This is a genomic window from Paracoccus sp. MKU1 (assembly GCF_001447385.1).
In the GTDB taxonomy this organism is placed as follows: domain Bacteria; phylum Pseudomonadota; class Alphaproteobacteria; order Rhodobacterales; family Rhodobacteraceae; genus Paracoccus.
Window position 1 is genome coordinate 74,904 of the sequence record NZ_LLWQ01000154.1, and the last position, 25,160, is coordinate 100,063.

23 protein-coding genes are annotated in these 25,160 nt (G+C 68.3%); 17 read left to right on the forward strand and 6 right to left on the reverse strand.

Translation table 11 applies throughout. From position 1 onward, the window contains the following. The first annotated feature begins 8 nt into the window (after nt 1–8). From AQY21_RS10960 to AQY21_RS10985, 6 genes are read left to right on the forward strand one after another with little or no spacing between them, the layout of a single operon-like run. On the forward strand, nt 9–3,773 hold the full coding sequence (locus AQY21_RS10960) for a nitrate reductase subunit alpha (protein ID WP_058097697.1): 3,765 nt from the start codon (nt 9–11) through the stop codon (nt 3,771–3,773). Next, the gene (gene narH, locus AQY21_RS10965) at nt 3,770–5,287 is read left to right on the forward strand and encodes a nitrate reductase subunit beta (protein WP_058097698.1); all 1,518 of its coding nucleotides are present in this window, start codon (nt 3,770–3,772) and stop codon (nt 5,285–5,287) included. Before AQY21_RS10960 ends, narH begins: the two co-directional genes overlap by 4 nt. After that, nucleotides 5,284–5,973 (forward strand): nitrate reductase molybdenum cofactor assembly chaperone, encoded by a 690-nt coding sequence (narJ, locus tag AQY21_RS10970; RefSeq protein ID WP_058097699.1) that lies wholly within the window; start codon nt 5,284–5,286, stop codon nt 5,971–5,973. Before narH ends, narJ begins: the two co-directional genes overlap by 4 nt. A 14-nt stretch (nt 5,974–5,987) precedes the next feature. Further along, on the forward strand, nt 5,988–6,689 hold the full coding sequence (narI, locus tag AQY21_RS10975) for a respiratory nitrate reductase subunit gamma (protein WP_058097700.1): 702 nt from the start codon (nt 5,988–5,990) through the stop codon (nt 6,687–6,689). A gap of 11 nt (nt 6,690–6,700) precedes the next feature. Beyond that, nucleotides 6,701–7,498: a peptidylprolyl isomerase gene (locus AQY21_RS10980; RefSeq protein ID WP_238986747.1), complete on the forward strand. Its 798-nt coding sequence runs from the start codon at nt 6,701–6,703 to the stop codon at nt 7,496–7,498. Next, on the forward strand, nt 7,498–8,010 hold the full coding sequence (locus tag AQY21_RS10985) for a DUF2478 domain-containing protein (protein ID WP_058097702.1): 513 nt from the start codon (nt 7,498–7,500) through the stop codon (nt 8,008–8,010). Before AQY21_RS10980 ends, AQY21_RS10985 begins: the two co-directional genes overlap by 1 nt. A gap of 65 nt (nt 8,011–8,075) precedes the next feature. Here the strand turns inward: AQY21_RS10985 and AQY21_RS10990 are convergent, their stop codons facing one another. The 4 genes from AQY21_RS10990 to AQY21_RS11005 are packed head-to-tail and all read right to left on the reverse strand — an operon-like array spanning nt 8,076 to nt 11,732. After that, a complete protein-coding gene (locus AQY21_RS10990) occupies nt 8,076–9,290 on the reverse strand; it encodes an NnrS family protein (RefSeq protein WP_058097703.1) in 1,215 nt (404 codons plus the stop codon). Nucleotides 9,291–9,313: 23 nt separating this feature from the next. After that, nucleotides 9,314–10,204, reverse strand: coding sequence for a U32 family peptidase (locus AQY21_RS10995; protein ID WP_058097772.1), 891 nt, complete (start codon nt 10,202–10,204; stop codon nt 9,314–9,316). A gap of 2 nt (nt 10,205–10,206) precedes the next feature. Further along, a complete protein-coding gene (locus AQY21_RS11000) occupies nt 10,207–11,199 on the reverse strand; it encodes a peptidase U32 family protein (protein WP_058097773.1) in 993 nt (330 codons plus the stop codon). Continuing rightward, entirely contained in the window at nt 11,199–11,732 is a 534-nt protein-coding gene (locus AQY21_RS11005; protein ID WP_058097704.1) for an SCP2 domain-containing protein, read from the reverse strand. The genes AQY21_RS11000 and AQY21_RS11005 overlap by 1 nt, the downstream gene beginning before the upstream one ends. 120 nt (nt 11,733–11,852) lie before the next feature. On the opposite strand from AQY21_RS11005, the gene AQY21_RS11010 reads away from it, so the two are divergent. From AQY21_RS11010 to ric, 3 genes are read left to right on the forward strand one after another with little or no spacing between them, the layout of a single operon-like run. Next, nucleotides 11,853–13,322, forward strand: a complete 1,470-nt coding sequence (locus AQY21_RS11010) for a UbiD family decarboxylase (RefSeq protein WP_058097705.1) — start codon at nt 11,853–11,855, stop codon at nt 13,320–13,322. Continuing rightward, nucleotides 13,319–13,912: a UbiX family flavin prenyltransferase gene (locus AQY21_RS11015; RefSeq protein ID WP_058097706.1), complete on the forward strand. Its 594-nt coding sequence runs from the start codon at nt 13,319–13,321 to the stop codon at nt 13,910–13,912. The genes AQY21_RS11010 and AQY21_RS11015 overlap by 4 nt, the downstream gene beginning before the upstream one ends. After that, nucleotides 13,905–14,570 carry an iron-sulfur cluster repair di-iron protein gene (ric, locus tag AQY21_RS11020; RefSeq protein WP_058097707.1) on the forward strand — a complete coding sequence of 222 codons (666 nt, stop codon included), beginning with the start codon at nt 13,905–13,907 and terminating at the stop codon, nt 14,568–14,570. The genes AQY21_RS11015 and ric overlap by 8 nt, the downstream gene beginning before the upstream one ends. A gap of 57 nt (nt 14,571–14,627) precedes the next feature. Here ric and AQY21_RS11025 read toward each other — a convergent pair whose 3' ends face one another. Then, nucleotides 14,628–14,894: a DUF6522 family protein gene (locus AQY21_RS11025; RefSeq protein WP_058097708.1), complete on the reverse strand. Its 267-nt coding sequence runs from the start codon at nt 14,892–14,894 to the stop codon at nt 14,628–14,630. Nucleotides 14,895–15,051: 157 nt separating this feature from the next. Next, nucleotides 15,052–15,495 carry a pseudoazurin gene (locus AQY21_RS11030; protein ID WP_058097709.1) on the reverse strand — a complete coding sequence of 148 codons (444 nt, stop codon included), beginning with the start codon at nt 15,493–15,495 and terminating at the stop codon, nt 15,052–15,054. A gap of 337 nt (nt 15,496–15,832) precedes the next feature. Between AQY21_RS11030 and AQY21_RS11035 the strand changes: the two genes are divergently transcribed. From AQY21_RS11035 to AQY21_RS11070, 8 genes are read left to right on the forward strand one after another with little or no spacing between them, the layout of a single operon-like run. Next, nucleotides 15,833–16,243, forward strand: coding sequence for a hypothetical protein (locus AQY21_RS11035; protein ID WP_152988198.1), 411 nt, complete (start codon nt 15,833–15,835; stop codon nt 16,241–16,243). Beyond that, nucleotides 16,240–18,423: a NosR/NirI family protein gene (locus AQY21_RS11040; RefSeq protein ID WP_058097711.1), complete on the forward strand. Its 2,184-nt coding sequence runs from the start codon at nt 16,240–16,242 to the stop codon at nt 18,421–18,423. Before AQY21_RS11035 ends, AQY21_RS11040 begins: the two co-directional genes overlap by 4 nt. 17 nt (nt 18,424–18,440) lie before the next feature. Beyond that, entirely contained in the window at nt 18,441–20,402 is a 1,962-nt protein-coding gene (nosZ, locus tag AQY21_RS11045) for a TAT-dependent nitrous-oxide reductase (RefSeq protein WP_058097712.1), read from the forward strand. Between the two features lie 5 nt (nt 20,403–20,407). Further along, a complete protein-coding gene (locus AQY21_RS11050; protein ID WP_058097713.1) occupies nt 20,408–21,739 on the forward strand; it encodes a nitrous oxide reductase family maturation protein NosD in 1,332 nt (443 codons plus the stop codon). Then, complete coding sequence (locus tag AQY21_RS11055; RefSeq protein WP_058097714.1) at nt 21,705–22,604, forward strand: ABC transporter ATP-binding protein; 900 nt, start codon at nt 21,705–21,707, stop codon at nt 22,602–22,604. Before AQY21_RS11050 ends, AQY21_RS11055 begins: the two co-directional genes overlap by 35 nt. Next, nucleotides 22,601–23,425 (forward strand): ABC transporter permease, encoded by an 825-nt coding sequence (locus AQY21_RS11060; protein WP_058097715.1) that lies wholly within the window; start codon nt 22,601–22,603, stop codon nt 23,423–23,425. The genes AQY21_RS11055 and AQY21_RS11060 overlap by 4 nt, the downstream gene beginning before the upstream one ends. Next, entirely contained in the window at nt 23,422–23,997 is a 576-nt protein-coding gene (locus AQY21_RS11065; protein WP_058097716.1) for a nitrous oxide reductase accessory protein NosL, read from the forward strand. The genes AQY21_RS11060 and AQY21_RS11065 overlap by 4 nt, the downstream gene beginning before the upstream one ends. Then, nucleotides 23,994–24,908: an FAD:protein FMN transferase gene (locus tag AQY21_RS11070; protein ID WP_058097717.1), complete on the forward strand. Its 915-nt coding sequence runs from the start codon at nt 23,994–23,996 to the stop codon at nt 24,906–24,908. Before AQY21_RS11065 ends, AQY21_RS11070 begins: the two co-directional genes overlap by 4 nt. Nucleotides 24,909–25,160: the final 252 nt, after the last annotated feature.

Consider the following 25,160-nt stretch of genomic DNA (forward strand, 5'->3'; position numbering starts at 1 on the left):
AGACAGCCATGAGCCATCTGCTGGACCGCCTGAACTTCCTGAAACCCGCCCGCAAGGACGTGTTTGCGGAAGGGCATGGCCAGACCACGACCGAGAACCGCGACTGGGAGGAGACCTATCGCTCGCGCTGGCGCCACGACAAGATCGTTCGTTCCACCCATGGGGTGAACTGCACCGGCTCCTGTTCCTGGAAGATCTATGTCAAATCCGGCATCGTCACCTGGGAGACGCAGCAGACCGACTATCCCCGCACCCGGCCTGACCTGCCGAACCACGAGCCGCGGGGCTGCGCGCGCGGCGCCTCCTACAGCTGGTATCTCTACAGCGCGAACCGGGTGAAGACGCCGCTGATCCGCGGCCGGCTGATGAAGCTCTGGCGCGAGAAGCGCAAGACCCTGACGCCCATCCAGGCCTGGACCGCGATCCAGAACGACCCGCAGGCCCGCGAAAGCTATACCCGCATCCGCGGCAAGGGCGGCTTCGTGCGCGCGACCTGGGACGAAGCGACCGAGATCGTCGCCGCCGCCAACGCCTATACGGCCCGCAAATACGGTCCCGACCGGGTCTTCGGCTTCTCGCCGATCCCGGCCATGTCGATGGTCTCCTATGCCGCCGGTACGCGCTACCTGTCGCTGCTGGGCGGGACCTGCATGTCCTTCTATGACTGGTATTGCGACCTGCCGCCCGCCAGCCCGCAGACCTGGGGCGAACAGACCGACGTGCCGGAATCGGCCGATTGGTATAATGCGGGCTACCTGCTGCTCTGGGGCTCGAACGTGCCGCAGACCCGCACGCCGGATGCGCATTTCTATACCGAGGCGCGCTATCGCGGCACCAAATCGGCGGTGATCTGCCCCGACTATTCCGAGGCGGCGAAGTTCGGCGACATCTGGCTGAACGCCAAGCAGGGCACCGACGCCGCGCTCGGCATGGCCTTTGGCCATGTCATCCTGCGCGAGTTCCACCTGGACCGGCAGGCCGAGTATTTCGAGGATTACTGCCGCCGCTATTCCGACATGCCGATGCTGGTCAGGCTGGACGAGCGCGACGGCCGCCTCATCCCCGGCCGCCAGTTGCGCGCCAGCGATTTCGACGGCGCGCTGGGGCAGGCGAACAACCCGGAATGGAAGACGGTCGCCATCGACGAGACCACGGGCCGCATCGTGGTGCCGAACGGTTCCGTGGGCTTCCGCTGGGGCGAGGAGGGGCGCTGGAACCTGGAGCAGAAGGCCGGCGAGGACGAGGTCCGGCTGAAGATGAGCCTGGTCCTCGACGAGGATCGCGACGACGTGGTCGGCGTCGATTTCCCCTATTTCGGCGGTGCCGCGACCAACGGCTTCGCGGTGGACGACCGCGGCGCGGTGCTGACCCGCAACGTGCCGGTCAAGCGCCTGACCCTCGCCAATGGCGAACAGGCGCTGGTCGCCACGGTCTTCGACCTGTTCTGCGCCAATTACAGCCTGGACCGGGGCCTGGGCGGCGAGAACGTCGCCCGCGACTATGACGCCGATGTGCCCTTCACCCCGGCCTGGGCGGAACGGATCACCGGCGTGCGCCGCGACAAGATCATCCAGGTGGCGCGCGAATTCGCCGCCAATGCCGAAAAGACCAACGGGCGCAGCATGGTCATCATCGGTGCGGCGATGAACCATTGGTTCCACATGGACATGAACTATCGCGCCGTCATCAACATGCTGGTGATGTGCGGCTGCGTCGGCCAGTCGGGCGGCGGCTGGGCGCATTACGTCGGCCAGGAAAAGCTGCGCCCGCAGACCGGCTGGACGGCGCTGGCCTTCGCGCTGGACTGGGCACGCCCGCCGCGCCACATGAACTCGACCTCGGCCTGGTATGCCCATACCGACCAATGGCGCTACGAGACGGTGAGCGCGCAGGAGATCCTGTCGCCCACCGCACCCGAGGGCGACTGGAACCGGCTCAGCCTGATCGACTACAACATCCGCGCCGAGCGGATGGGCTGGCTGCCCTCGGCCCCGCAGCTGCGCACGAACCCGCTGGAGGTCGGCCGGGCGGCCAAAGAGGCCGGCGTGCCGGTCAAGGATTACGTGGCCGAACGGCTGAAATCCGGCGCCTTGCAGATGTCCTGCGAGGACCCGGACGCGCCCGAGAACTGGCCGAGGAACCTGTTCGTCTGGCGCTCGAACCTGCTTGGCTCCTCGGGCAAGGGGCATGAATATTTCCTCAAGCACCTGCTCGGCACCGATCACGGCGTGCAGGGCAAGGATCTGGGCCAGGAGGGTCGCCAGAAGCCGGTCGAGGCCGCCTGGCACGACCAGGCGCCCGAGGGCAAGCTGGACCTGCTGGTCACCATCGACTTCCGCATGTCCACCACCGCCGTCTATGCCGACATCGTCCTGCCGACCGCCAGCTGGTACGAAAAGGACGACATGAACACCTCGGACATGCATCCGTTCATCCACCCGCTGCAAGCGGCGGTGGACCCGGCCTATGAATCGCGTTCCGACTGGGAGATCTTCAAGTCCATCGCCCGCAAGTTCTCCGAGGTCGCGCCCGAGATCCTGGGGGTCGAGACCGACGTGGTGCAGCTGCCCTTGCAGCACGACAGCGCCGGCGAGATCGCCCAGCCCTTCGTGCAGGACTGGAAGCGCGGCGAATGCGAGTTGATCCCCGGCAAGACCGCGCCGGCCTATATCGAGGTGACGCGGGATTACCCGAACCTCTACAAGCGCTTCACCGCGCTGGGGCCGCTGATGGAAAAGCTGGGCAATGGCGGCAAGGGCATCTCCTGGGACACCAAGGACGAGGTGCATCACTTGCAGGCGCTGAACGGTCGCGTGACCGAGGAGGGCGCGACCCGCGGCATGGCCCGGATCGAGACGGCGATCGATGCCGCCGAGGTGGTGCTGATGCTGGCCCCCGAGACCAATGGCGAGGTGGCGGTCAAGGCCTGGCAGGCGCTGTCCAAGGCGACGGGCCGCGACCACAAGCATCTGGCCGAGGTCAAGGAGGACGAGAAGATCCGCTTCCGCGACATCGCCGCCCAGCCCAGGAAGATCATCTCGTCGCCCACCTGGTCGGGCATCGAAAGCGAGGAGGTCTGCTACAATGCCGGCTGGACCAACGTGCATGAGCTGATCCCGTGGCGCACCGTCTCGGGGCGCCAGCAGCTTTACCAGGACCATGAATGGATGCGCGCCTTTGGCGAAAGCCTGGTGACATGGCGGCCGCCGGTCGATCTGAAGACCATCGGCGCGGATGCGCGGAAATCGCTCGGGGCCGGCGAAAAGCATGTGGTGCTGAACTTCCTGACCCCGCACCAGAAATGGGGCATCCATTCCACCTATACGGACAACCTGCTGATGCTGACGCTGAACCGCGGCGGCCCGGTGGTCTGGATATCCGAGATCGACGCGAAGAAAGCCGGGCTGGTCGATAATGACTGGGTCGAGGTCTTCAACAGCAATGGCGTCATCACCGCCCGCGCGGTGGTCAGCCAGCGCATGAAGGAAGGCAGCATGTTCATGTATCACGCCCAGGAAAAGATCGTGAACACGCCCGGCAGCCAGATCACCGGCCTGCGCGGCGGCATCCACAACTCGGTGACGCGGATCGTGCCGAAGCCCACCCACATGATCGGCGGCTATGCCCAGCTGGCCTATGGCTTCAACTATTACGGCACCGTGGGCGCGAACCGGGACGAATTCGTCATCGTCCGCAAGATGAACAAGGTCGACTGGCTCGACCAACCCCTGGAAACGGGGGCCGCAACCCAAAAGATGGAGGCAGCGGAATGAAAGTGCGTGCGCAAATCGGCATGGTGCTGAACCTGGACAAGTGCATCGGCTGCCATACCTGCTCGGTGACCTGCAAGAACGTCTGGACCTCGCGCGAGGGTGTCGAATACGCCTGGTTCAACAATGTCGAGACCAAGCCCGGCATCGGCTATCCCAAGGACTGGGAAAACCAGAGGCGCTGGAACGGCGGCTGGGTGCGGACCCGCTCGGGGCATCTGCAACCCAAGCAGGGCGGCAAGTGGCGGATCCTGGCGAATATCTTCGCCAATCCCGACCTGCCCGAGATCGACGATTTCTACGAGCCCTTCGATTTCGACTACGACCACCTGAAATCGGCGCCCGAGATGCAGGCTTTCCCGACCGCCCGGCCGCGCTCCAAGATCTCGGGCGAGCGGATGGAAAAGATCGAATGGGGCCCGAACTGGGAGGAGATCCTGGGCGGCGAGTTCGAGAAACGCAGCAAGGACTATAACTTCGAGGGCATCCAGAAGGACATCTACGGCGAATATGAAAACACCTTCATGATGTATCTGCCCAGGCTGTGCGAGCATTGCCTCAACCCGGCCTGCGTCGCCTCCTGCCCCTCGGGCGCGATCTACAAGCGCGAGGAGGACGGCGTGGTGCTGATCGACCAGGACAAGTGCCGGGGTTGGCGGATGTGCGTCTCGGGCTGCCCCTACAAGAAGATCTATTACAACTGGTCCACCGGGAAGTCGGAAAAATGCATCCTGTGCTATCCGCGGCTTGAATCGGGCCAGCCCACGGTCTGCTCGGAAACCTGCGTCGGCCGCATCCGCTATCTGGGGGTGATGCTTTACGACGCCGACAAGATCGCCGAGGCGGCGAGCGCCGAGTCCGAAATGGACCTCTACGACGCGCAGCTCGGCGTCTTCCTGGACCCCAACGATCCCGAGGTGATCGCCGCCGCCCGCGCCGAGGGCGTACCCGAGGACTGGATCCGCGGCGCGCAGAACTCGCCGATCTGGAAGATGGCGATGGAATGGAAGATCGCCTTCCCGCTGCATCCGGAATATCGCACCCTGCCGATGGTCTGGTATGTGCCGCCGCTGTCGCCGATCCAGAACGCCGCCGAGGCGGGCAAGATCGCCGCCCAGGACGACATGCCCGACGTGCGCAGCCTGCGCATCCCGCTGCGCTATCTGGCGAACATGCTGACTGCGGGCGACGAGGCCCCGGTCGCCGCCGCGCTGGAGCGGATGCTGGCCATGCGCAGCTACATGCGCTCCAAGACGCTGGACGGGGTGGTGAACCTCGGCGTCGCCAAGCGCGTCGGCCTGACGCCGCAGCAGATCGACGAGATGTATCACCTGCTCGCCATCGCCAATTACGAGGACCGCTTCGTCATCCCGACCACGCATCGCGAGATCGTCGAGGATGCCTACGACCTGCGCGGCGGCTGCGGCTTTACCGACGGGCATGGCTGTTCGTCGGGCGACAGCCCCTCGCTGTTCGGCGGCAAGAAGTTCCGCAGCCCGCAGGAGTTCATCGCATGAAAAGCTTCAAGGCCCTGTCCGCGCTGCTCAGCTATCCCAGCGAGGAACTGATTGCCGCGCTGCCCGAGATCGAGGCGGTCCTGCAAGCCGAGGGGCTGTTCGGCCCCAAGCGCATGGAGGAAATCCGCCGCCTGCTGCATGAATTGCGGCAGGGCGACCTCTACGACCTTCAGGAACGCTATGTGCTGCTGTTCGACCGCTCGCGCAGCCTGTCGTTGAACCTGTTCGAACATGTGCATGGCGAAAGCCGCGACCGCGGCGGCGCCATGGTGGACCTGTTGGAGACCTATCGCGCCGGCGGCTTCGATCTGGTCGGGTCGGAACTGCCCGATCACCTGCCGGTGCTGCTGGAATATCTCTCGACCCGGCCCTTGCCGGAGGCCGAGGCGCTGCTGGCCGATGCCTCCCATATCCTGGTCGCGCTGGCCGAGCGGCTGACGCGGCGCGAGACGGCCTATGCCGGCGTGCTCAGCGCGCTGGTGGCGCTGGTGGTGACCGAGCCGGCCGAGCTGCCCGAGGAACTGGCCGCCGTCCCCGACGACGACCCCGAGGACCTGGCCGCGCTCGATGCCGTCTGGGAGGAGGCGCAGGTGACCTTCGGCCCCGATCCCAATGCCGGCTGCCCGATCAGCCGCGACATCCTTGCCCGCATGGACGCCCCGCGCGTCCCCGGCCCGGCGCAGTGAATGAGGAGGCTCAGATGAACAATTTTCTTTTCGGCATCTACCCCTATATCGCCATCACGGTGATGATCCTGGGCTCGATCATCCGCTACGACCAGGACCCGTTCAGCTGGAAATCCAAGTCCAGCCAGATCCTGCGGCGGCGGCAATTCGTCATCGGCTCGGTCCTGTTCCATGTCGGCGTGCTGGTGATCCTGGGCGGCCATCTGGTCGGGCTTCTGACCCCGATCGCGGTGTTCGACGCCTTTGGCATCAGCCATGGCGCCAAGCAGGTGCTGGCGATGAGCGTCGGCGGCATTGCCGGGGTCATGGCGCTGGTCGGCGGCGGGATGCTGCTGCACCGCCGGCTTTACGATCCGCGCGTGCGCGCCCATACCACCCTGGCCGATACCGGCATCCTGGCGCTGCTGGTGGCGCAGCTGGTGCTGGGGCTCATGACCATCCTGGTCTCGATGCAGCATCTGGACGGGCATGAGATGGTGCTGCTGATGTCCTGGGCGCAGGGCATCGTCTATTTCCGCTCGGGCGCGGCCGAGCATCTGGCCAATGTGCATTGGCTGTTCAAGCTGCATATCCTGCTGGGGCTGACCATCTTCCTGCTGTTCCCCTTCACCCGGCTGGTGCACATGATCTCGGCCCCGCTGCGCTATCTGTGGCGGCCGGGCTATCAGATCGTGCGGACCAAGCGTCAACCGGCCAAGCGTTATCCGGCGGAGTAGGGGCGATGGAGATGAAACCGCTGCTGCCGCCGGTCGTCGTGAACGGCGTGACCATCGACCCCGGCCGCATCGCGGCCGAGGCGCAGAACCATCCCGCGCCCAAGGGCAAGCCCGGCCATGCATGGCGGGCCGCGGCCCGGGCGCTGGCCGTGCGCGAGCTGCTGCTGCAAGAGGCGCGGGCCCGGGGCATCGCGGCCGAGCCGGCCGAGCTTGCCCCCGGCCAATGGGAGACCGAGGACGAGGCCGCGATCCGCGCACTGCTGGAGCGGGAGATCCGTCCGGCATCCGCGGAGAGGGCGGCGCTGGCCGCGCATTACGCGGCGCATCCCGAGCAGTTCCGCGCTCCCTCGCTGTTCGAGGCGGCGCATATCCTGTTCGCCGCCGCACCGGACGATGCCGAGGCCCGCGCCGAGGCGCGGGCCCGGGCCGAAACGGTGCTGGCCGAGCTGCGCGCCGAGCCGCGCCGGTTCGCCGAACTGGCCGCGCGCTACAGCGCCTGTTCGTCCAAAGCCGCCGGCGGGGTGCTGGGGCAACTGACTTCGGGCGATACGGTTCCGGAATTCGAGGCCGTGCTGGCCACCATGGAAGAGGGGGCGCTGGCCTTGGCCGAAACGCGCTATGGCCTGCATGTGATCCGCCTCGACGCCCGGGCGCGCGGCGAAGTGCTGCCCTTCGAGGTCGTGCTGCCGCAGCTGCGCCATGCGCATGACAAGGCGGCCTGGCTGCGCGCCAGCCGCGACTATGTGGACGGGCTGATTGCGGGGGCCGAGATCTCTGGCGTCGCCTTTCAGCGGGACGGGGGTGCCTGATGCATCTGGCCTATGTCAGCCTGCCCGGCCGCGGCGCGAACGACGGCTTCCTTGCCGCCATCGCCGAGCGGGCGCGGGCGGAGGGGCTGCGGCTGGCCGGGACGGTGCAGACCAACCCGCAGCGCGAGGGGCGCATCAAATGCGACATGGACCTGCGCGTGCTGCCCGACGGCCCGGTGCTGCGCATCAGCGAGGATCGCGGCAATGGTGCGCGCGGCTGCCGGCTGGATGCGGGCGTGCTGGAGGCGGCGGTGCTGGGCGTCACAGCGGCGCTGCCCGGCGCCGACCTGCTGCTGGTCAACAAGTTCGGCAAGCAGGAATCCGAGGGCCGCGGTTTCGCGCCGCTGATCGCCGAGGCCCTGTCGCGCGACATCCCGGTCCTGGCCGGGGTGAACGGGCTGAACCTGCCGGCGTTCCAGGCGTTCGCCGACGGGCTTGCCGCGCCGCTTCCCGGTGATGAGGCCCTGGTCATGGACTGGTGCCGGCGGATCTGCGGATTGCAACCTGCCTGACCTGCAAGACTTGTGCAACGAAAAGGCCCGGTCGTCGCGACCGGGCCTTTTCTGCATGGCTCGCTTCAGGCTGGTCGCCTCGTGCCCGAGACCGGCTTTTTCGCCACCCGCGGCCGCGCCAGCACCGGCAGGTAGAGCAGTGCGAAGCCGCCGAAGGCCAGAACCCACAGCGTGCCCGACAGGTGCAGCAGCCAGACCTGCGCCGGCAGCAAGCCGGCCAGCAGCCGCAGCACCACCGAGCCGACAAGGGCCAGGTAAAGCGCCGTGGTGCCGCGTCCGGCATGCAGCGCCCGGCCGCTATGGCCCAGGCTCGCCCGGCTCATCACCGCCAGGGTCATCAGTCCGATGGCGCCGGCCAGCCAGACATGCCGCGCCGGCGCGGCCGCCATCAGGCCCAGCCCCGCCGCCGCCTCGGCCCAGAAGCCGAGTGCCAGCGCGGCATAGGCCAGATGCAGCACCCAAAGCAGCGGCTCGGCCCCGGTCTGCGCGCCCTGCCAGCGTGCCAGCCGCCACAGATGCGCCGCGCCGCAGGCCAGCATCAGCCAGGGCATGGCGGTCGCTTCGGGCGCGGCGACGAAGCCCGCCAGCGTCACCCCTGTCAGCCCCAGCACCAGCCCGTCGCCGCGGCCGAAGGGCGCAGGCAGGCGCTGCGCCCCTCGCGCCGCTAGCCAGTTGCGGGTAAAGCTGGGAATGATCCGCCCGCCGATCAGCGCGATCAGCATCAGCGCCGCTGCCAGCCCCAGCCGCATGCCCATCCCCTCGAAGGCCGCATCGCCGCGGGCGGCCTCGACATGGAACAGCGCGTTGCCGGCGGCGAACAGCATCAGCAGCGCCAGCACCGGCAGGTTGCGCCAGTTCCGGCCATGCAGGATCTCGCGTGCCAGGAAGGCCAGCAGCATGAGCCCGCAAGCCAGATCGGCCAGCAGGACCACGCGCCAGTCCAGCAGCGCCGAGAGCGCGATGGCAAGCCGGCCCAGAAACCACAACCCGACCAGCCCGGCCAAGGGCGCACCCATCACCGGCAGCCGTCCGGTCCAGTTCGGCACCGCGGTCAGCAGGAAGCCGGCGATCACTCCGCCCAGATAGGCATAGAGAAATTCATGCGCGTGCCAGCTGAACGGATCGAAGGCCAGGGGCAGGATCTCGGCTCCGGCCAGCATGGCCACCCAGATCGCCATGGCCAGCGCCGCCCAGAGCGCCGAGATGAGGAAGAAGGCCCGGAAGCCGTGACTGAACAGCACCGGCCCGCGATAGTTGCGCATGCGTTCCGAGGTGGACATCGCGCGTCTCCGTCAGAAATGGATCAGGGGCAGGGGGCGGCACCAGGGCGCGCCTCCAGGAAGCCTTGGGCAAAGATGGCGCCCGGCTGGATGCGGCGCAAGTCGGCCAAGGCGTCGCGGGGGGAAAGCCCGCTTTCCAGCAGGCGGGCGTAAAGCCGGGTCACGGCCGCGAAATCGCCCGGCTGCGGCGACAGCCGCAGCGCATCGACGCCGGCCTCGCGCAAGGGGGCGACCTGCCCCGCGACGCTCATATGGGTATAGCTCAGCGTCTGCACGCCGTTCACGGTCAGGAAGGGCTGGCCCTCCAGCGTCTCGACCGTGCGGCCGTCGGGATCCTCGGCGCAGACGAACTGGCAGCTGTCTTTGGCGCGGTCGTGCAGCCGCGCGTGATAGCAGCGCCCCGAGATCGCCAGCGGTGCCCGGCCATGGCCCCAGACCTCGACCGCGACGCCGGCCTGTCTGCCGGCCTGCGCCAGTTGCGCCACCGAGTCCAGCGGCAGCTCGGGCGGCAGGCAGATGCGGCGCGCGCCCTTCGCGGCCAGCCATTCCAGCGTGCCCTCGTTATAGACGTTGACCGTCGGGCCGACCCAGAAGGGCGCGCCCTCGGGCAGGTGCTTCAGCGCGCTGAGATCGGCGATCTCGACCGGCAGGCCAGAGGCGAACAGCTCGGCCGTCTGCCGCCGCTCGCGCTTCAGCGTGATGAGCGTCAGCGTGGACAGCGCCACTTCCTTGCCGGCGGCTTGCAGCACCTCGACCGCGGCGGGGATTTCGTGCTGCCAGAAGGGCAGGCGCTTCGAACAGACCCATTCGCCGATCACCACCCGCTTGACGGGGGTCTCGGCCAGCGTCCGGTAGAAGGCGCGGACCTGGTCCGCGCTCCAGAAAAAGGCGATAGGGCCGACGGTCAGGTCCATGGTCATCTCCAGGTCTTGGCATAGGCGCCGGTGGTTGCGGCCTGGCCCTCGGTCAGCCGCGCAAGCAGTCCCTCGGGCATCGGCGCGCCCTGGTCGGCAGCCTCGACGGCGGCGCGGAAGGCGCGCACCACCTGCGCCACATAGGCGCGCGAGCGTTGCCGCCCCTCGATCTTCAACGCGCCGACCCCGGCCTTTTGCAGCGCCGGGATCAGCCGGGTCGCGTCCAGGCTGACCGGATCCTCGAAGATATGGCCGGTCTGGCTGTCCCCCTTGCCGTCGGGCGAGGTGAAGCAGCCCTTGCACAGCGTCGGATAGGGCACCGGCATGCCCTTGGGCGTGCGGTGGATCAGGAAATCGCCCAGTCGCGCCTCGTGATTGCCGGCCACATCGGCATAGGCGACATGGCTTGCGGGCGAGCAGACGCCGTTCATGTTCGGCGACAGCCCGGTGGCATAGGAGGACAGCGAGCACCGCCCCTCGGCCATGACGCAAAGCCCGCCAAAGACGAAGACCTCGGTTTCCACGTCGATCTCGCGGTTGATGGCGGTGATCTCCTCGACCGACAGCACGCGCGGCAGCACGACGCGGCGGATGCCGAAGGTTTCGGCATAGAAGTTGATCGCGTCGGGATTGGCGGCGGCGGCCTGCACCGACAGGTGCAGCCGCAGGCCGGGATGGGCCTCGGCGGCATGGGCGATCAGGCCCAGATCGGCCAGGATCACCGCATCCGCGCCCAGTTGGGCGGCGTCGCGGACGGCGCGGTGCCAGAGCGTCTGGTCGCCGGCGCGCGGAAAGGTGTTGATCGCCACCAGAACCTTGGCGCCGCGCGCATGGGCATAGGCCACGCCCTCGGCCAGTTCCTCGCGGCTGAAGTTCAGCCCGGGAAAGTTGCGGGCATTCGTCTCGTCGGCAAAGCCGCAATAGACCGTATGCGCACCGGCATCGACCGCCGCGCGCAGCGCCGCCGGGGTTCCGGCCGGGCAGACCAACTCCATCATGGCATCACCTCTTGTCGGGACAGAATCAGGCCGCTCTTGCGCGCCATCAAGGCCGAGCCCCGCCGCAACCAGCGGTCCAGCGGCCGGCCGGACAGCGCGGCCAGCTCCTCGGTCAGGTCCAGCTCGGCATCGTCCAGCGCATTGCGCAGCGCCAGCACCGCCGAGGTGTCGCCGCCGATCTGCAACTCGCCGGAAAAGAACAGCGCATCGCCATCCTCGGCGCCGTGCAGCATCGCCAGGAACGCCGCCAGCCCGCCCCGGATCGCGGCGTCATGCCCGGGTTCGGGGGCATGGCGCGGATGGGCGCTCAGCCGCCGCGCTTCGGGCTGCATCAACAGCAGGAACGGCCCGTCGCTGACATCGAGCAGGAAGCGGGCCTGGGCATAGGGGCCGAGCCGCGACAGGATCGCCGGCTTTTTCGCGGCGATCCGGCGCAGGAACGCCGTCAGCGCCAGGCCAAGGGCCGGGCGGGCAAGCGGCGGGGGCGGAAGCCGCATCAGAAGCGGCGGCAGGGTGGGGCGCTGGGTCATGATCCGGGTCTAGGCCGGCCAATCGGCGCTGTGATTGATATTCGTCAAATCCGCTGCGGAAATTCCCGCCTAGCCTCTGCTCCATGACGCCCGCCGGCCGCGGGCCTGCCGGAGCCTTCGATGCGCAGCCTTCCCTCTTTTCCCGATCTGCGGGCCTTTCTGTCCTGGCTGGAGGCGCGGGGCGAGCTTGCCCGCATTGCCGAGCCGGTGTCGCTGCGCCACGAGATGACGGCGGTGCAATTGGCCTGCCTGCGCCGCGGCGGCCCGGCGCTGCGCTTCGACCGGCCCGAAGGGGCGCGCATCCCGGTGATCGCCAATCTTTTCGGCACGCGGGCCCGGGTCGCGGCGGGGCTGGGCCTGCAACCGGACGGGATCGCGGGCTTCGGCGAATTTCTGGCCGCGCTGCGCAGCCCGGCCCCCGTCGAGGGCATGCGCGACGCCATGTCGCGCTGGCCGATGCTGCGCGCGGCGCTGGCGACGCGGCCGAAACTTTTGCGCCACGGTCCGGTGCAGGAGGCGGAATTGCCCGGCCTCGATTCGCTGCCGGTGCAGACGCCCTGGCCGGGGGATGGCGGACCGCTGATCACCTGGCCGGTGGTGCTGACCCGGCCGCAGGACAGCCGGGCCGAGGATCTGACCCGCTACAACCTGGGCGTCTATCGCGCGCAGGTGCTGGCGCCCGACCGGCTGATCCTGCGCTGGCTGGCGCATCGCGGCGGGGCGGCGCATCACCGCAGCTGGGCGCGGGCGGGCGAGCCGATGCCCGTCGCCATCGCGCTCGGCGCCGATCCGGCGCTGCTGCTGGCCGCGGCGCTGCCCTTGCCCGAGACGGTGTCGGAACTGGGCTTTTCCGGCGTGCTGCGCGGGGCACGGGCCGAATTGGTGGCGGCACAGACCGTGCCGCTGATGGTGCCCGCCCGTGCCGAAATCATCGTCGAGGGCTGGGTGCATCCCGGCGAGACGGCGCCCGAGGGACCCTTTGGCGACCATACCGGCTATTACAATGCCGTCGAACCCTTCCCGGTCATGCGCGTCAGCCGCATTACTTGCCGCAACGATCCGCTTTACCTGTCGACCGTCACCGGCCGGCCGCCCGACGAGCCCTCGGTCATCGGTGAGGTGTTCAACGATCTGGCCCTGCCGGTGATCCGCGCCCAGATCCCCGAGATCACCGACCTGTGGCTGCCGCCCGCCGCCTGTTCCTATCGCATGGCGGTGGTCGCCATCGACAAGCGTTATCCCGGCCAGGCGCGGCGGGTGATGATGGCGCTGTGGGGCATGCTGCCGCAATTCAGCTATACCAAGCTGGTTGTCGTGGTGGACCGCGACATCGACGTGCGCAGCTGGGACGATATCGCCTGGGCGATCTCGACCCGGATGGACCCGGGCCGCGACGCGATGCTGCTGGACCGGACGCCGATGGACTATCTGGACTTCGCCTCGCCCATCGAGGGGCTGGCGGGCAAGCTGGGGCTGGACGCCACCACCAAGATCGGCGCCGAAACCAGCCGCGAATGGGGCCGGGTCATGCAGCTTGACCCGCAGCACGAGGCGCGGGCCGAGGCGCTCTTGGCCGCGGTGCTGCCATGAGGGTGGTGCTGGGCGTCTCGGGAGCCTCGGGCGCGGTGCTGGCGCTGGATTGCGCCCGGGCGCTGATCCGCCTGGGGGCCGAGATCGACCTGGTCGTCTCGACCATGGCCGAACGCACGCTGGCCGCGGAGGTCGGGCCCGGCGCGCTCTCCGATTTGCGGGGGCTGGCCGCGCGGGTGCATGCGCAACGCGACCTGGGCGCTTCGATCGCCTCGGGCTCCTGTCCGGTCGCGGGCATGATCGTCGCGCCCTGTTCGATGCGCAGTCTGGCCGCCATCGCGCATGGCTTCGACGACGGGTTGCTGACCCGCGCCGCCGGCGTGCAACTGAAGGAACGCCGGCCGCTGGTGCTGCTGGCGCGCGAGGCGCCGCTGACGCTGGCGCATCTGGACAACATGCTGGCCGCGACCCGGATGGGCGCGGTGGTCCTGCCGCCGGTTCCCGCCTTTTACTTGCGTCCCCAGGACCTGGCCGAAGTCACCGCCCAGGTCGCGGCCCGCGCGGTCGATCTGCTGCGCCTGGGTCCGCCGCTGGCCCGAAGCTGGGCCCCCCGACAACCCGCCCCCCATGGAGGAGATCATCATGACTGACATCACCCTTGCCCCCGACAGCATCGTCGGCGACGTCGCCGCCCGGCTGCCCGGCGCCGCCGAGGTGTTCCGCCGCGCCGGCATCAGCTTTTGCTGCGGCGGCAATGCCCGCCTGGCCGAAGCCGCCGAAAAGGCCGGCGTGGCCCTGTCGGCGCTGACCGCCGAATTGCAGGCGCTGATCGACAATGCCGGACGCGACGCCCCGACCGAGACCCCGGCGCTGATCGACCATATCCTGACGCGCTATCACGATACCCACCGCCAGGAACTGCGGGGGCTGATCGACCTGGCCGAGCGGGTCGAGATGGTGCATGGCGACCATGAGGAGGCGCCGCTGGGCCTGACCGATGCGCTGGAGGCTCTGCGCGACGAACTCGAATCGCATATGGCCAAGGAGGAGACGGTGCTGTTCCCCGCCATCCTGCACGGCGCCGGCGCCATGCTGGCCGGGCCGATCCGCGTCATGCAGGCCGAGCATGAAGACACCGCGCAACTGCTGCGGCGGATCGAGCATGTGACCCATGGCCTGACCTTGCCGGTCGGCGCCTGCGGGTCGTGGACCGCGCTCTATACCGGCTTGCGCAAGCTCTGCGACGACGTGGTCGCCCATATCCATCTGGAGGAGAACGTCCTGTTCCCGCGCGTCCTGGCGGCCTGAACCACGGGCGGCGGTGGGGGGGCTCTCGGCGTTTCGAAAGCCCCGCCGGCCTCTGCGTCAGGCCCCGCCGCGCGCCGGAATGTCGAAACGGGCGCGCTTCAGGATGGTGCCGGTGGCGTCGATGGTCAGGCGCAGCGCCTGGCCCTCGAAAAAGAAGGTCAGCCGATGGCGCCCGGCATCCTCGCCCTCGCCGGTCTCGCAGCGGGTGGTGATGCGGTTCTCGCGCATCAACTCGGGCACGCGGCCGGGTTCCAGCCCGAAGGCCGCGGCCAGTTCCTGCGCCTCGATCACGAAACCCTGCTCGGTCAAGTCGATCTTGCTCATGCCAATTCCCTCGGAACCGTCCTGCCCGACATATGGGCATGCGCCAGGCATTTTGCCATGGCGAAAGCGCGGCGGCGCCTGACTTTCATCAAGAAAGGCGCGGGCGAACCTGTCGCGCCGCGCCTGTTCCCCGTCGACGGTGGATGCCGTTGGCGGTTCAGTTGACCTGCGCCAGTTCGGCATCCATGCGCTCGCGCGCCTTCTTGGGCATCTTCGCCGTCTTGGCCGCGTCGAGGTTCTCCGGCGCGTCGCCGACCTGCACCAGCCCGACCATGCCCATGCCGAAATGCGGCGTGCATTTCACGCCGTAGAGGCCGGCTTCGGTCACGGTCAGCGTATAGGCTTCGTTGATCTTGCTTTTGAAGGTCTCGACGCCTTCGGGCAGGATTTCCTTGATCGCTTCGACATTGTGGCTCTTGTCGGTGGGGATGAAGTTGATCACGTCGCCCGGCTCGGCCCGGATATAGGCCGGCTCGAAGACCATGGCGCCGGATTCGCCCTTGTTGAGCATATGCACCTCATGGGTTGCGGCGAAGCCGGGGGCGGCAAGACCAAAGGCCAGCAGGGCGCCGGCGGCAGCGACGAGGGATTTGTGGAACATCGTGTTCTCCTTGGGTGGTCGGGGCGGAAAACCCGCCCTTCGCCCCTTGATCTAGACCCGTTCCCCCGGGCGCGGCTTGAGCAATGTCAAATGCCGAGGGAAAAGCTCGGGCTCTTGGCTTGACAGATTGTCGCAGGGCGGCGTCTTCGCCCGCCACCGGTCCTTGTGACCCCGCGTCATTGTGTTTGGCTTGACCTAGATCAACGCTCGCGGCGGGGCAAAGGCATAGACCGGCAACATGTGCCGCCGCGCGATCCATAGCCGGGCCCAGAGCCTTTTCGCCTTTGTCGCGATTCTCCTTCTTCTCGTTGCGGGATGGGCGGGGACCGGTGCGGCGATGCCTGCCCATCTGGCCGCGGCGGCATCCGGCCCCTTGCAGGAGGTCGTCATCTGCGCCGAAGGTCATGCCAGCACGGTCTGGCTGGACGCCGAGGGCAATGAGCATCCCGCCCCGCAAGAATGCCGCGACTGCCCGCTCTGCCATACGCCTGCGCTGACGGCGGGCCCCGAGCCGTGCCTGGCGGTCAGCCCGGGTCAATGGCTGCGCCCCGCTGCGCCGCTTGCCGCGGCGCAGGTGCGCGGCGCGGGCCGGCCCGTGCTGGTGCTGACCCGCGGCCCACCGTCTTTCCTCTCTGCCTGGACCCATGCGGTCCCGTCGCCTGCGGGCGACTGCCATTCGCCTGATGCGGCCGGTCCGCGCCAGCCGATGCGCGGGATCCGGGCAATTGCCATGGATGCCCGAGCATGAAGATCCTCCGCCTTGCCCTGACGATTGCGTTGCTGTTGCTGCCGGCGCTGCCCGCCGCTGCCGAAAGCGTGCTGGCGCAGCTGCTGCCGGATCAGAACGCGGCCGAGCTGGTGCCCGGCGCCGACGGTTTCGGGCCGATCCGCGCCGATCTGGCCGTGGCGCCGGTGCTGAAGGGCGGCGAGACCGTCGCCCATGCCTTCGTCACCTCGGATTTCGTCGGCACAACCGGCTATTCCGGCAAGCCCATCCATACGCTGGTCGCGCTGGACAAGGACGCGAAAATCGCGGGCGTCCGGCTGGTCAAGCACTCCGAGCCGATCGTGCTGATCGGCATCCCCGAGGCCAAGGTCAAGGCGCTGGTCGAGGGCTATCAGGGCCTCGATCTGGTGGCCGAGGCGCGATCGGGCGGCACCGCGCATGAGGTCGAGATCATCTCGGGCGCGACGGTCACGGTGATGGTGATCGACGATTCCATCGTGCGCTCGGGGCTGAAGGTCGCGCGCGCCCTTGGCCTGGGCGGGCTTGCCCCCGAGGTCGCAGCGGCCGGCCCGAAATTCGAGATCGACCCCGATGCCGCCCGTCCCGCCGATTGGCACGAGATGGAGGGCGACGGCACTCTGCGCCGCCTGTCGCTGGATGTCGGCCAGGTGAACGCGGCTTTTGCCGTCAATGCCGATCCCCGCGCCGCCGAACGCGCGCTGACGCAGGCGCCCGAGACCACCTTCATCGAGATGCAGGCCGGGCTGGTCTCGGTCCCCGCCATCGGCGAGGCGCTTTTGGGGCAGGCGCAGGATGCCAACCTGAAAAACTGGCTCGCGCCGGGCGACCAGGCCATCGCGGTGATGGGGCGCGGGCTCTACAGCTTCAAGGGCTCGGGCTATGTGCGCGGCGGCATCTTCGACCGCATCGTGCTGATCCAGGACGACATCTCGGTCCGCTTCCGCGACCGCGACCACCGCCGGCTGAATGCCATTGCCGCCGAGGGCGCGCCGGAATTCACCGAGATGGACCTGTTCAAGATCCCCGCCGCCTCGGGATTCGACCCGACGAAACCCTTCCGCATCCAGCTTCTGGTGCATCGCGAGGTCGGGCCGATCGACAAGGTCTTCCACACCTTCGACCTGGGCTATCAACTGCCGCAGAAATACCTGCGCAGCGTCGCGGCGCCGGCGCCCGAGGCGGCCGCACCCGCCGCCCAGCCCGATGAGAGCCAGGCCCAGGCGCAGCTGTGGAAGCGCATCTGGCTGGATTCCCAGCCCAAGATCGCCGGGCTTGCCGCCATGCTGCTGGTGCTGACCGGGGTGTTCTTCTTCCAAAGCTTCGCCACCCGGAACGAGCGCGCCTTCTACATCTTCCGCATGGGTTTTCTGACGGTGACGCTGGTCTTCCTGGGCTGGTATGCCAATGCGCAGCTGTCGGTGGTGAACCTGATGGCGCTGTTCGGCAGCCTGGTGAACGGCTTCAGCTGGCAGGCCTTCTTGCTGGATCCGCTGACCTTCATCCTGTGGTTCGCGGTCGCGGCGGCGCTGCTGTTCTGGGGACGCGGGGCCTATTGCGGCTGGCTTTGCCCCTTTGGCGCGCTGCAAGAGCTGACCAACCAGATCGCGCGCAAGCTGCGCATCCCGCAATGGACGCTGCCCTGGGGCCTGCACGAGCGGCTTTGGCCGGTCAAATACATGATCTTCCTGGGCCTTTTCGGCGTCTCGCTGATGAGCATCGAGCAGGCCGAGCATCTGGCCGAGGTCGAGCCCTTCAAGACCGCGATCATCCTGAACTTCGTCCGCGCCTGGCCCTTCGTGGCCTATGCCGCGGCGCTGCTGATCGCCGGGCTCTTCGTCGAACGCTTCTATTGCCGCTATCTGTGCCCGCTTGGCGCGGCGCTGGCGATCCCGGCCCGGATGCGCATGTTCGACTGGCTCAAGCGCTATCACGAATGCGGCAATCCCTGCCAGACCTGCGCCCGGCAATGCCCGGTGCAATCGATCCATCCGACGGGCGAGATCAACCCCAACGAATGCATCAACTGCCTGCATTGCCAGGTGCTCTACCAGTCCGAGACCACCTGCCCGGTGGTCATCAAGAAGTTGAAGCGGCGCGAGGCCGTGGCCGCCGGCGGCCAGCCCAAGCTGGGCCAGCCCCCGGCCGGCCATCCCAACGCCGCCCGCAAGATTGAAGCTTAACCAGAAGGAGTTCGATCATGGAATCGAAACAGGACAAGGGTCTCAGCCGCCGCGCGCTTTTGGGCGCGACCGCCGGGGGCGCGGCCATGGCCGGCGCGTTCGGCGGCCGGCTGGCGCTGGGGCCGGCGGCGCTCGGCCTTGGCACGGCGGGGGTCGCGAGCGTCGCGGGCAGCGGCGCGGCGCTGGCCGCCAGCGGCGACGGCGCGGTCGCGCCGGGGCAGCTGGACAGCTATTACGGCTTCTGGTCCTCGGGCCAGAGCGGCGAGCTGCGCATCCTCGGCATCCCCTCGATGCGCGAGCTGATGCGGGTTCCGGTCTTCAACCGCTGCTCGGCCACCGGCTGGGGCCAGACCAACGAGTCGCTCCATATCCATGAACGCAGCATGAGCGAGCGGACCAGGAAGCACCTTGCCGCCAATGGCAAGCGCATCCATGACAACGGCGACCTGCATCACGTCCACATGTCCTTTACCGAGGGCAAGTATGACGGCCGCTTCCTGTTCATGAACGACAAGGCCAATACCCGCGTGGCGCGGGTGCGCTGCGACGTGATGAAATGCGACGCCATCCTGGAGGTGCCGAACGCCAAAGCCATCCACGGTCTGCGCCCGCAGAAATGGCCGCGTTCGAACTATGTCTTCTGCAACGGCGAGGACGAGGCGCCGCTGATCAACGACGGCACCACGATGGAAGACGTCTCGACCTATGTGAACGTCTTCACCGCCGTCGATGCCGACAAGTGGGAGGTCGCTTGGCAGGTGCTGGTTTCCGGCAACCTGGACAACTGCGATGCCGATTACGAAGGCAAATGGGCCTTCTCGACCTCGTATAACTCGGAGATGGGCATGACCCTGCCCGAGATGACCGAGTCCGAGATGGATCACATCGTCGTCTTCAACATCGCCGAGATCGAAAAGGCCGTCGAGGCCGGCAATTACGAAAAGGTCAACGGCTGCAAGGTGCTGGACGGTCGGAAAGAGGCCAACAGCCAGTTCACCCGCTATATCCCCATCGCCAACAACCCGCATGGCTGCAACATGGCCCCGGACAAGAAGCACCTGGTCGTTGCGGGCAAGCTGTCGCCCACGGTGACGGTGCTGGACGTGACCAAGTTCGACGCGGTGTTCAACGAGAATGCCGATCCGCGCAGCGCCGTGGTGGCCGAGCCGGAACTGGGCCTCGGCCCGCTGCACACCGCCTTCGACGGGCGCGGCAACGCCTATACCTCGCTGTTCCTGGACAGCCAGGTGGTCAAGTGGAACATCGAGGACGCGATCCGCGCCTATGCCGGCGAGCAGGTCGACCCGATCAAGGACAAGATCGACGTCCACTACCAGCCCGGCCACCTGAAGACGGTGATGGGCGAGACGCTGGACGCCACCAACGACTGGCTGGTCTGCCTGTCCAAGTTCTCCAAGGACCGCTTCCTGAACGTCGGGCCGCTGAAGCCGGAAAACGACCAGCTGATCGACATCTCGGGCGACAAGATGGTGCTGGTTCATGACGGCCCGACCTTTGCCGAGCCGCATGACGCCATTGCCGTGCATCCCTCGATCCTGTCGAGCGTCATCAAATCGGTCTGGGACCGCAACGACCCGATGTGGGCCGAAACCCGCAAGCAGGCCGAGGCCGACGGCGTCAACATCGATGAATGGACCGACCAGATCATCCGCGACGGCAACAAGGTGCGGGTCTACATGTCCAGCGTCGCGCCCAGCTTCTCGATCGAGAGCTTCACCGTGAAAGAGGGCGACGAGGTCACGGTCATCGTCACCAACCTTGACGAGATCGACGACCTGACCCACGGTTTCACCATGGGCAACCACGGCGTCGCCATGGAGATCTCGCCCCAGCAGACGTCGTCGGTGACCTTCGTCGCCGCCAATCCGGGGGTCTACTGGTATTATTGCCAGTGGTTCTGCCATGCCCTGCACATGGAAATGCGCGGTCGCATGATGGTCGAGCCGAAGGAGGCCTGAATCCGATGCGCAGCCTGCTGACCCTTGCCCTTGCCCTGCTGCTTGCCTGGCCTGCGCTTGCGGCCGAGCATGCCGTGGCACCGGGCGCGGGCAGCCTGGCCAAGGCCATCGCCGGGGCCGCCCCCGGCGATGTGCTGCGGCTTCGGGATGGGGTCCATGCCGGCCCCGTCACCATCGACCGGCCGCTGACCATCGCCGGCACGCCGGCCGCCGTCGTGGACGGGCAGGGGCAGGGCACGGTCGTCACCATCGCCGCGCCCGACGTCACCTTGCAGGGCTTTTCCGTCACCGGCTCGGGCATGGCGAACAAGGATCTGGATGCCGGGGTCAAGATCCTCAAGGGCGCCGACCGGGCGCAGGTGCTGGGGCTGCGGCTGACCGGGAACATGCACGGCATCGACGTGCATGGCGGCCGCGACGCCCAGGTCGTCGGCAACGAGATCATCGGCACCCGCGACCCGCGCATGAACGAGCGCGGCAACGGCATCTATGTCTGGAACAGCCCCGGCACGCTGGTTCAGGGCAATTCCGTCCGCTATGGCCGCGACGGCATCTTCTCGAACGCCAGCGGCGACAGCGTCTATCGCGACAACCTGTTCCGCGACCTGCGCTTTGCCGTGCATTTCATGTATACCCGCAACACCGAGGTGTCGGGCAATGTCAGCATCGGCAACCACCTGGGCTTTGCCATCATGTTCTCGGACCGGTCGGTGATCCGCGACAACCGCAGCCTGGGCGACCGCGAGCACGGCCTGATGCTGAACTATGCCAACAATGCCGACGTGACCGGCAACCTGATCCGCGGCGGCACCAAGAAATGCCTGTTCATCTATAACGCGCACAAGAACCTGATCTGGGACAACCGTTTCCAGGATTGCGGCATCGGCATCCATTTCACCGCCGGGTCCGAGCGCAACGTGCTGACCGGCAACGCCTTCGCCGGCAATCGCGAGCAGGTGAAATACGTGGGCACCCGCCATATCGAATGGAGCCACGAGGGGCGCGGCAATTTCTGGTCCGACCATCCGGGCTTCGACCTGAACGGCGACGGCATCGCCGACGGCGTCTATCGCCCCAACGACCTGATGGACCATATCCTGTGGTCGCAGCCCGCCGCCGCACTCCTGACCGGGGCTCCCGCCGTGCAACTGATCCGCTGGAGCCAGCAGAGCTTTCCCGCCACCCTGCCGGGCGGCGTTCAGGACAGCGCGCCGCTGATGCGGCCGCTGACCATCCCCGTCCCGCCCGAGATCGCGGCCCATGAAGCCGAGGCCGCCGGGCGTTGGGCAAAAGGACAATACGATGACATCGACCCTGACGATCTCGCGTCTCACTAAGCGCTTCCAGGGCGTCGAGGCGCTGGCCGAGGTCTCGCTGGACCTCGGGCCGGGCATGCGCGTCGCGCTGCTGGGCCATAACGGCGCGGGAAAATCCACGATGATGAAGATCATCCTGGGCCTGATCCCGTTCGACGAGGGCGAGGTGCGCGTCTGCGGCACCGCCCCCGGCTCGGGCCAGGCCCGCATGCAGGTGGCCTATCTGCCGGAAAACGCCGCCTTCCACCCGGCCCTGACCGGAGAGGAGCAGATCCGCCACTACCTGTCCCTGCGCGGCGAAAGCCCGCGCCGGGCCATGGAACTGCTGGAGCGGGTCGGGCTGGCCAAGGCCGCGCGCCGCCGCATCGGCACCTATTCCAAGGGCATGCGCCAGCGCGTCGGCCTGGCGCAGACCCTGATCGGCCGGCCGCGGCTTCTGGTGCTGGACGAGCCGACCTCGGGGCTTGACCCGGTGTCGCGGCGCGACTTCTACGCGCTGCTCGATGGGCTGGCGGCCGAGGGGGCGGCGATCCTCTTGTCCTCGCATGTGCTGACCGAGGTCGAGGCCCGCACCGACCGCATCCTGATCCTGTCGCAGGGCCGGCTGGTGGCCGAGGGCACGCTGGCGGAACTGCGGCGCCGCGCCGCCCTGCCGGTCGGGCTGACGGTGATCCCGGCGGCGGGCGCAGCCGAGGCGCTGGCCGCCGCGCTGCCGCAGGCGCGGCTGGCGGGCGACGGCACGCTGCACCTGGCCTGCGCGCAGGACGAAAAGCTGGGCCTGCTGGCCCGCATCGCCGGGCTGGGGGCGCAGGTCGCCGATCTGGAGGTGATCCCGCCCAGCCTGGAAGACATCTACAGCCATTTCAGCCGGAGGGACGGGCAATGATCCGCCGCATCCTTTCCACCGCGGCGCTGGAGTTCCGCATCGCGCTGCGCAACCGCTGGGTGGCCATCGCCACCTGCCTGATGGTGGTCTTTGCGCTGGTGCTGGCGGCGGCGGGCGCCGCGCCCACCGGCGATATCGGTGCCGACCGGCTGTCGATCACCGTGGCCTCGCTGACCTCGCTGGCCGTCTATCTGGTGCCGCTGCTGGCGCTGCTGATGAGCTTCGACGCCGTCGCCGGCGAGGTCGAGCGCGGCACCTTGCCGCTGCTGCTGACCTATCCGGTGGCGCGGGCCGAGGTGCTGGCCGGCAAGCTGGTGGCGCATATGGCGATCCTGGCGCTGGCGGTCGGGGCCGGCTACGGCGCGGCGGCGCTGGCGGCGGTCTGGACCGATCCGGCCTCGACCGCCGGGCTGCCGGCGCTGTGGCGGCTGATGTGGAGCTCGACCCTGCTGGGCGCCACCTTCCTGGGCGCCGGCTATGCGCTGTCCAGCATCGCGCGGCGGCCCTCGGGCGCGGCCGGGCTGGCGGTCGGGCTGTGGCTGGGGCTGGTGGTGCTTTACGATCTGGGCCTGCTGGCGCTGATCGTCGCCGATGGCGGCGGCGGCTTCACCACCGAGGTGCTGCCGGTCGCGCTGCTGGCCAACCCGGCCGACGCCTTCCGCCTGTTCAACCTCTCGGCCGCCGATGCCACCGCCGCCGCTGCCGGCGTGGGCGGGGCCGCCGCGACCATCCCGCTCTGGCAATCGGCGCTGTCGGTCCTGGTCTGGCCGCTGGCTGCGCTTGGCCTGGCCATTGCCGCATTCCGAAAGGTCACGCCATGAGACATGCGCTTCTGCTGGTGCTGCTGCTGGGCCTTGCCGCCTGCCGCGAGGAGGTGGCGCAGGACACCGCCCCGGTCGAGCTGAACGCCCAGACCCTGGGCCATTTCTGCCAGATGAACCTGCTGGAGCATCCCGGCCCCAAGGCGCAGGTGCACCTGGAGGGGATGCCCGGCACGCCCTTGTTCTTCAGCCAGGTCCGCGACGCCATCGCCTATGCCCGGATGCCGGAACAGAGCCATCCGATCCTGGCGATCCATGTCAACGACATGGGCAAGGCGGGCGCAAGCTGGGAAGAACCGGGGCAGGGCAACTGGATCCCCGCCGAAGATGCCTTCTACGTCATGGGCTCGGCCCAGGTCGGCGGCATGGGCGCGCCCGAGGCGGTGCCCTTTGCCAGCCGCGAGGCCGCCGAGGCCTTCGCCGCCGCGCAGGGCGGGCAGGTGATGCGGCTGGACGCGATCCCCGACGAGATGGTGCTGGCGCCCGAGGAAACCGCGCCCGACAGCGGTTCGGATGCCGAGTTTCTGGACCGCCTGCGCGCGCTGAGCAAACCCAAGGAGCCCGCGACATGAGCCTTTCCCGTCGTCGCTTTCTGACCATCACCGCCGCCGTGGCGCTGCTGCCCGCGGGTCTGCGCGCCCAGCCCGGCCGGCACTGGGTGGGGCAGGCGCTTGGCGCCCGCGCCTCAATCCGCATCGACCACCCCGAGGCCGAGGCGATCACCGCCCGCTGCCTGGCCGAGATCGACCGGCTGGAAAACATCCTCAGCCTCTATCGTCCCGGCAGCGCGCTTGCGCGGCTGAACCGCGACGGTGCGCTGGAGGCGCCGCCCTTCGAACTGCTCGACTGCCTGTCGCTGGCCGGCACCGTGCATCGCGCCAGCGGCGGGCTGTTCGACCCGACCGTGCAGCCGCTCTGGTCGCTTTGGGCCGAGGCCGCCGTGGACGGCCGCCGCCCGGCGCCGGAGGAACGGCGCGCGGCGCTGGCGCGCATCGGCTGGGACCGGGTGCGGCTGGATTCGTCGCGCATCGTGCTGGAGCCGGGGATGGCGCTGACGCTGAACGGCATTGGCCAGGGCTATGTCGCCGACCGCGTCGCCGCGCTGCTGGAGGCCAAGGGGCTGACGGATATCCTGATCGACACCGGCGAATTGCGCGCCCTGGGGGCGCGGCCCGACGGCACGGACTGGCCGGTGCGGCTGGCCGAGGGGGGGGCGGTGGGCCTGCGCGCCCGGGCGCTGGCGACCTCCGCACCGCTGGGGACCAGCTTCGACGAGGCGGGTCGCGACGGCCATATCCTCGACCCGCGCAGCGGCGCGCCGGTCCGCCCGGTCTGGCGGGCGGTCAGCATCTCGGCCCCCGGCGCGGCCCTGGCCGACGCCTTGTCCACGGCCGCCTGCCTGACCGGCGACCGGCAGGAGATCGATGCGCTGCTGGCCGGTTTCGGCGGCGCCCGGCTGGAAGCCGCATATCGCCGGGCATAAGGGCGAACCCGCCGGGCCTCGATGCCGCCGCGCCGTTGCTGCGCGGCGGCTTTCGCATGTCCGGCGCGGCGGCGGCAGGGGCGCATTCTGACGCGTTTGTGAATAATTTACAAAAACTGCCTTTTGTCCGTCAATTTATTTACAAAATTCTCTTTGTAAAAAAATGGTTTACTGGAAAAGAAAACTCATATTAACATCTGCTGCAATCGGTATTCCGATGCCCGTTTGCGGCACCTTGAGGAGGGTGTGGGC

Excerpts from the sequence above, each read along its gene's own strand:
- AQY21_RS11050 (WP_058097713.1), top strand. The coding sequence starts at position 20,408 with ATGCGCAGCCTGCTGACCCTTGCCCTTGCCCTGCTGCTTGCCTGGCCT.
- AQY21_RS10960 (WP_058097697.1), top strand. The coding sequence starts at position 9 with ATGAGCCATCTGCTGGACCGCCTGAACTTCCTGAAACCCGCCCGCAAG.
- narJ (WP_058097699.1), top strand. The coding sequence starts at position 5,284 with ATGAAAAGCTTCAAGGCCCTGTCCGCGCTGCTCAGCTATCCCAGCGAG.
- AQY21_RS11000 (WP_058097773.1), bottom strand. The coding sequence starts at position 11,199 with ATGGAGTTGGTCTGCCCGGCCGGAACCCCGGCGGCGCTGCGCGCGGCG.
- AQY21_RS10990 (WP_058097703.1), bottom strand. The coding sequence starts at position 9,290 with ATGTCCACCTCGGAACGCATGCGCAACTATCGCGGGCCGGTGCTGTTC.
- AQY21_RS11030 (WP_058097709.1), bottom strand. The coding sequence starts at position 15,495 with ATGTTCCACAAATCCCTCGTCGCTGCCGCCGGCGCCCTGCTGGCCTTT.
- nosZ (WP_058097712.1), top strand. The coding sequence starts at position 18,441 with ATGGAATCGAAACAGGACAAGGGTCTCAGCCGCCGCGCGCTTTTGGGC.
- AQY21_RS11040 (WP_058097711.1), top strand. The coding sequence starts at position 16,240 with ATGAAGATCCTCCGCCTTGCCCTGACGATTGCGTTGCTGTTGCTGCCG.
- AQY21_RS10995 (WP_058097772.1), bottom strand. The coding sequence starts at position 10,204 with ATGGACCTGACCGTCGGCCCTATCGCCTTTTTCTGGAGCGCGGACCAG.
- AQY21_RS10980 (WP_238986747.1), top strand. The coding sequence starts at position 6,701 with ATGAAACCGCTGCTGCCGCCGGTCGTCGTGAACGGCGTGACCATCGAC.
- AQY21_RS11070 (WP_058097717.1), top strand. The coding sequence starts at position 23,994 with ATGAGCCTTTCCCGTCGTCGCTTTCTGACCATCACCGCCGCCGTGGCG.
- AQY21_RS11005 (WP_058097704.1), bottom strand. The coding sequence starts at position 11,732 with ATGACCCAGCGCCCCACCCTGCCGCCGCTTCTGATGCGGCTTCCGCCC.
- AQY21_RS11055 (WP_058097714.1), top strand. The coding sequence starts at position 21,705 with ATGACATCGACCCTGACGATCTCGCGTCTCACTAAGCGCTTCCAGGGC.
- AQY21_RS11060 (WP_058097715.1), top strand. The coding sequence starts at position 22,601 with ATGATCCGCCGCATCCTTTCCACCGCGGCGCTGGAGTTCCGCATCGCG.
- narI (WP_058097700.1), top strand. The coding sequence starts at position 5,988 with ATGAACAATTTTCTTTTCGGCATCTACCCCTATATCGCCATCACGGTG.
- AQY21_RS11035 (WP_152988198.1), top strand. The coding sequence starts at position 15,833 with ATGCCTGCCCATCTGGCCGCGGCGGCATCCGGCCCCTTGCAGGAGGTC.
- AQY21_RS11025 (WP_058097708.1), bottom strand. The coding sequence starts at position 14,894 with ATGAGCAAGATCGACTTGACCGAGCAGGGTTTCGTGATCGAGGCGCAG.
- AQY21_RS10985 (WP_058097702.1), top strand. The coding sequence starts at position 7,498 with ATGCATCTGGCCTATGTCAGCCTGCCCGGCCGCGGCGCGAACGACGGC.
- AQY21_RS11010 (WP_058097705.1), top strand. The coding sequence starts at position 11,853 with ATGCGCAGCCTTCCCTCTTTTCCCGATCTGCGGGCCTTTCTGTCCTGG.
- AQY21_RS11065 (WP_058097716.1), top strand. The coding sequence starts at position 23,422 with ATGAGACATGCGCTTCTGCTGGTGCTGCTGCTGGGCCTTGCCGCCTGC.
- AQY21_RS11015 (WP_058097706.1), top strand. The coding sequence starts at position 13,319 with ATGAGGGTGGTGCTGGGCGTCTCGGGAGCCTCGGGCGCGGTGCTGGCG.
- narH (WP_058097698.1), top strand. The coding sequence starts at position 3,770 with ATGAAAGTGCGTGCGCAAATCGGCATGGTGCTGAACCTGGACAAGTGC.
- ric (WP_058097707.1), top strand. The coding sequence starts at position 13,905 with ATGACTGACATCACCCTTGCCCCCGACAGCATCGTCGGCGACGTCGCC.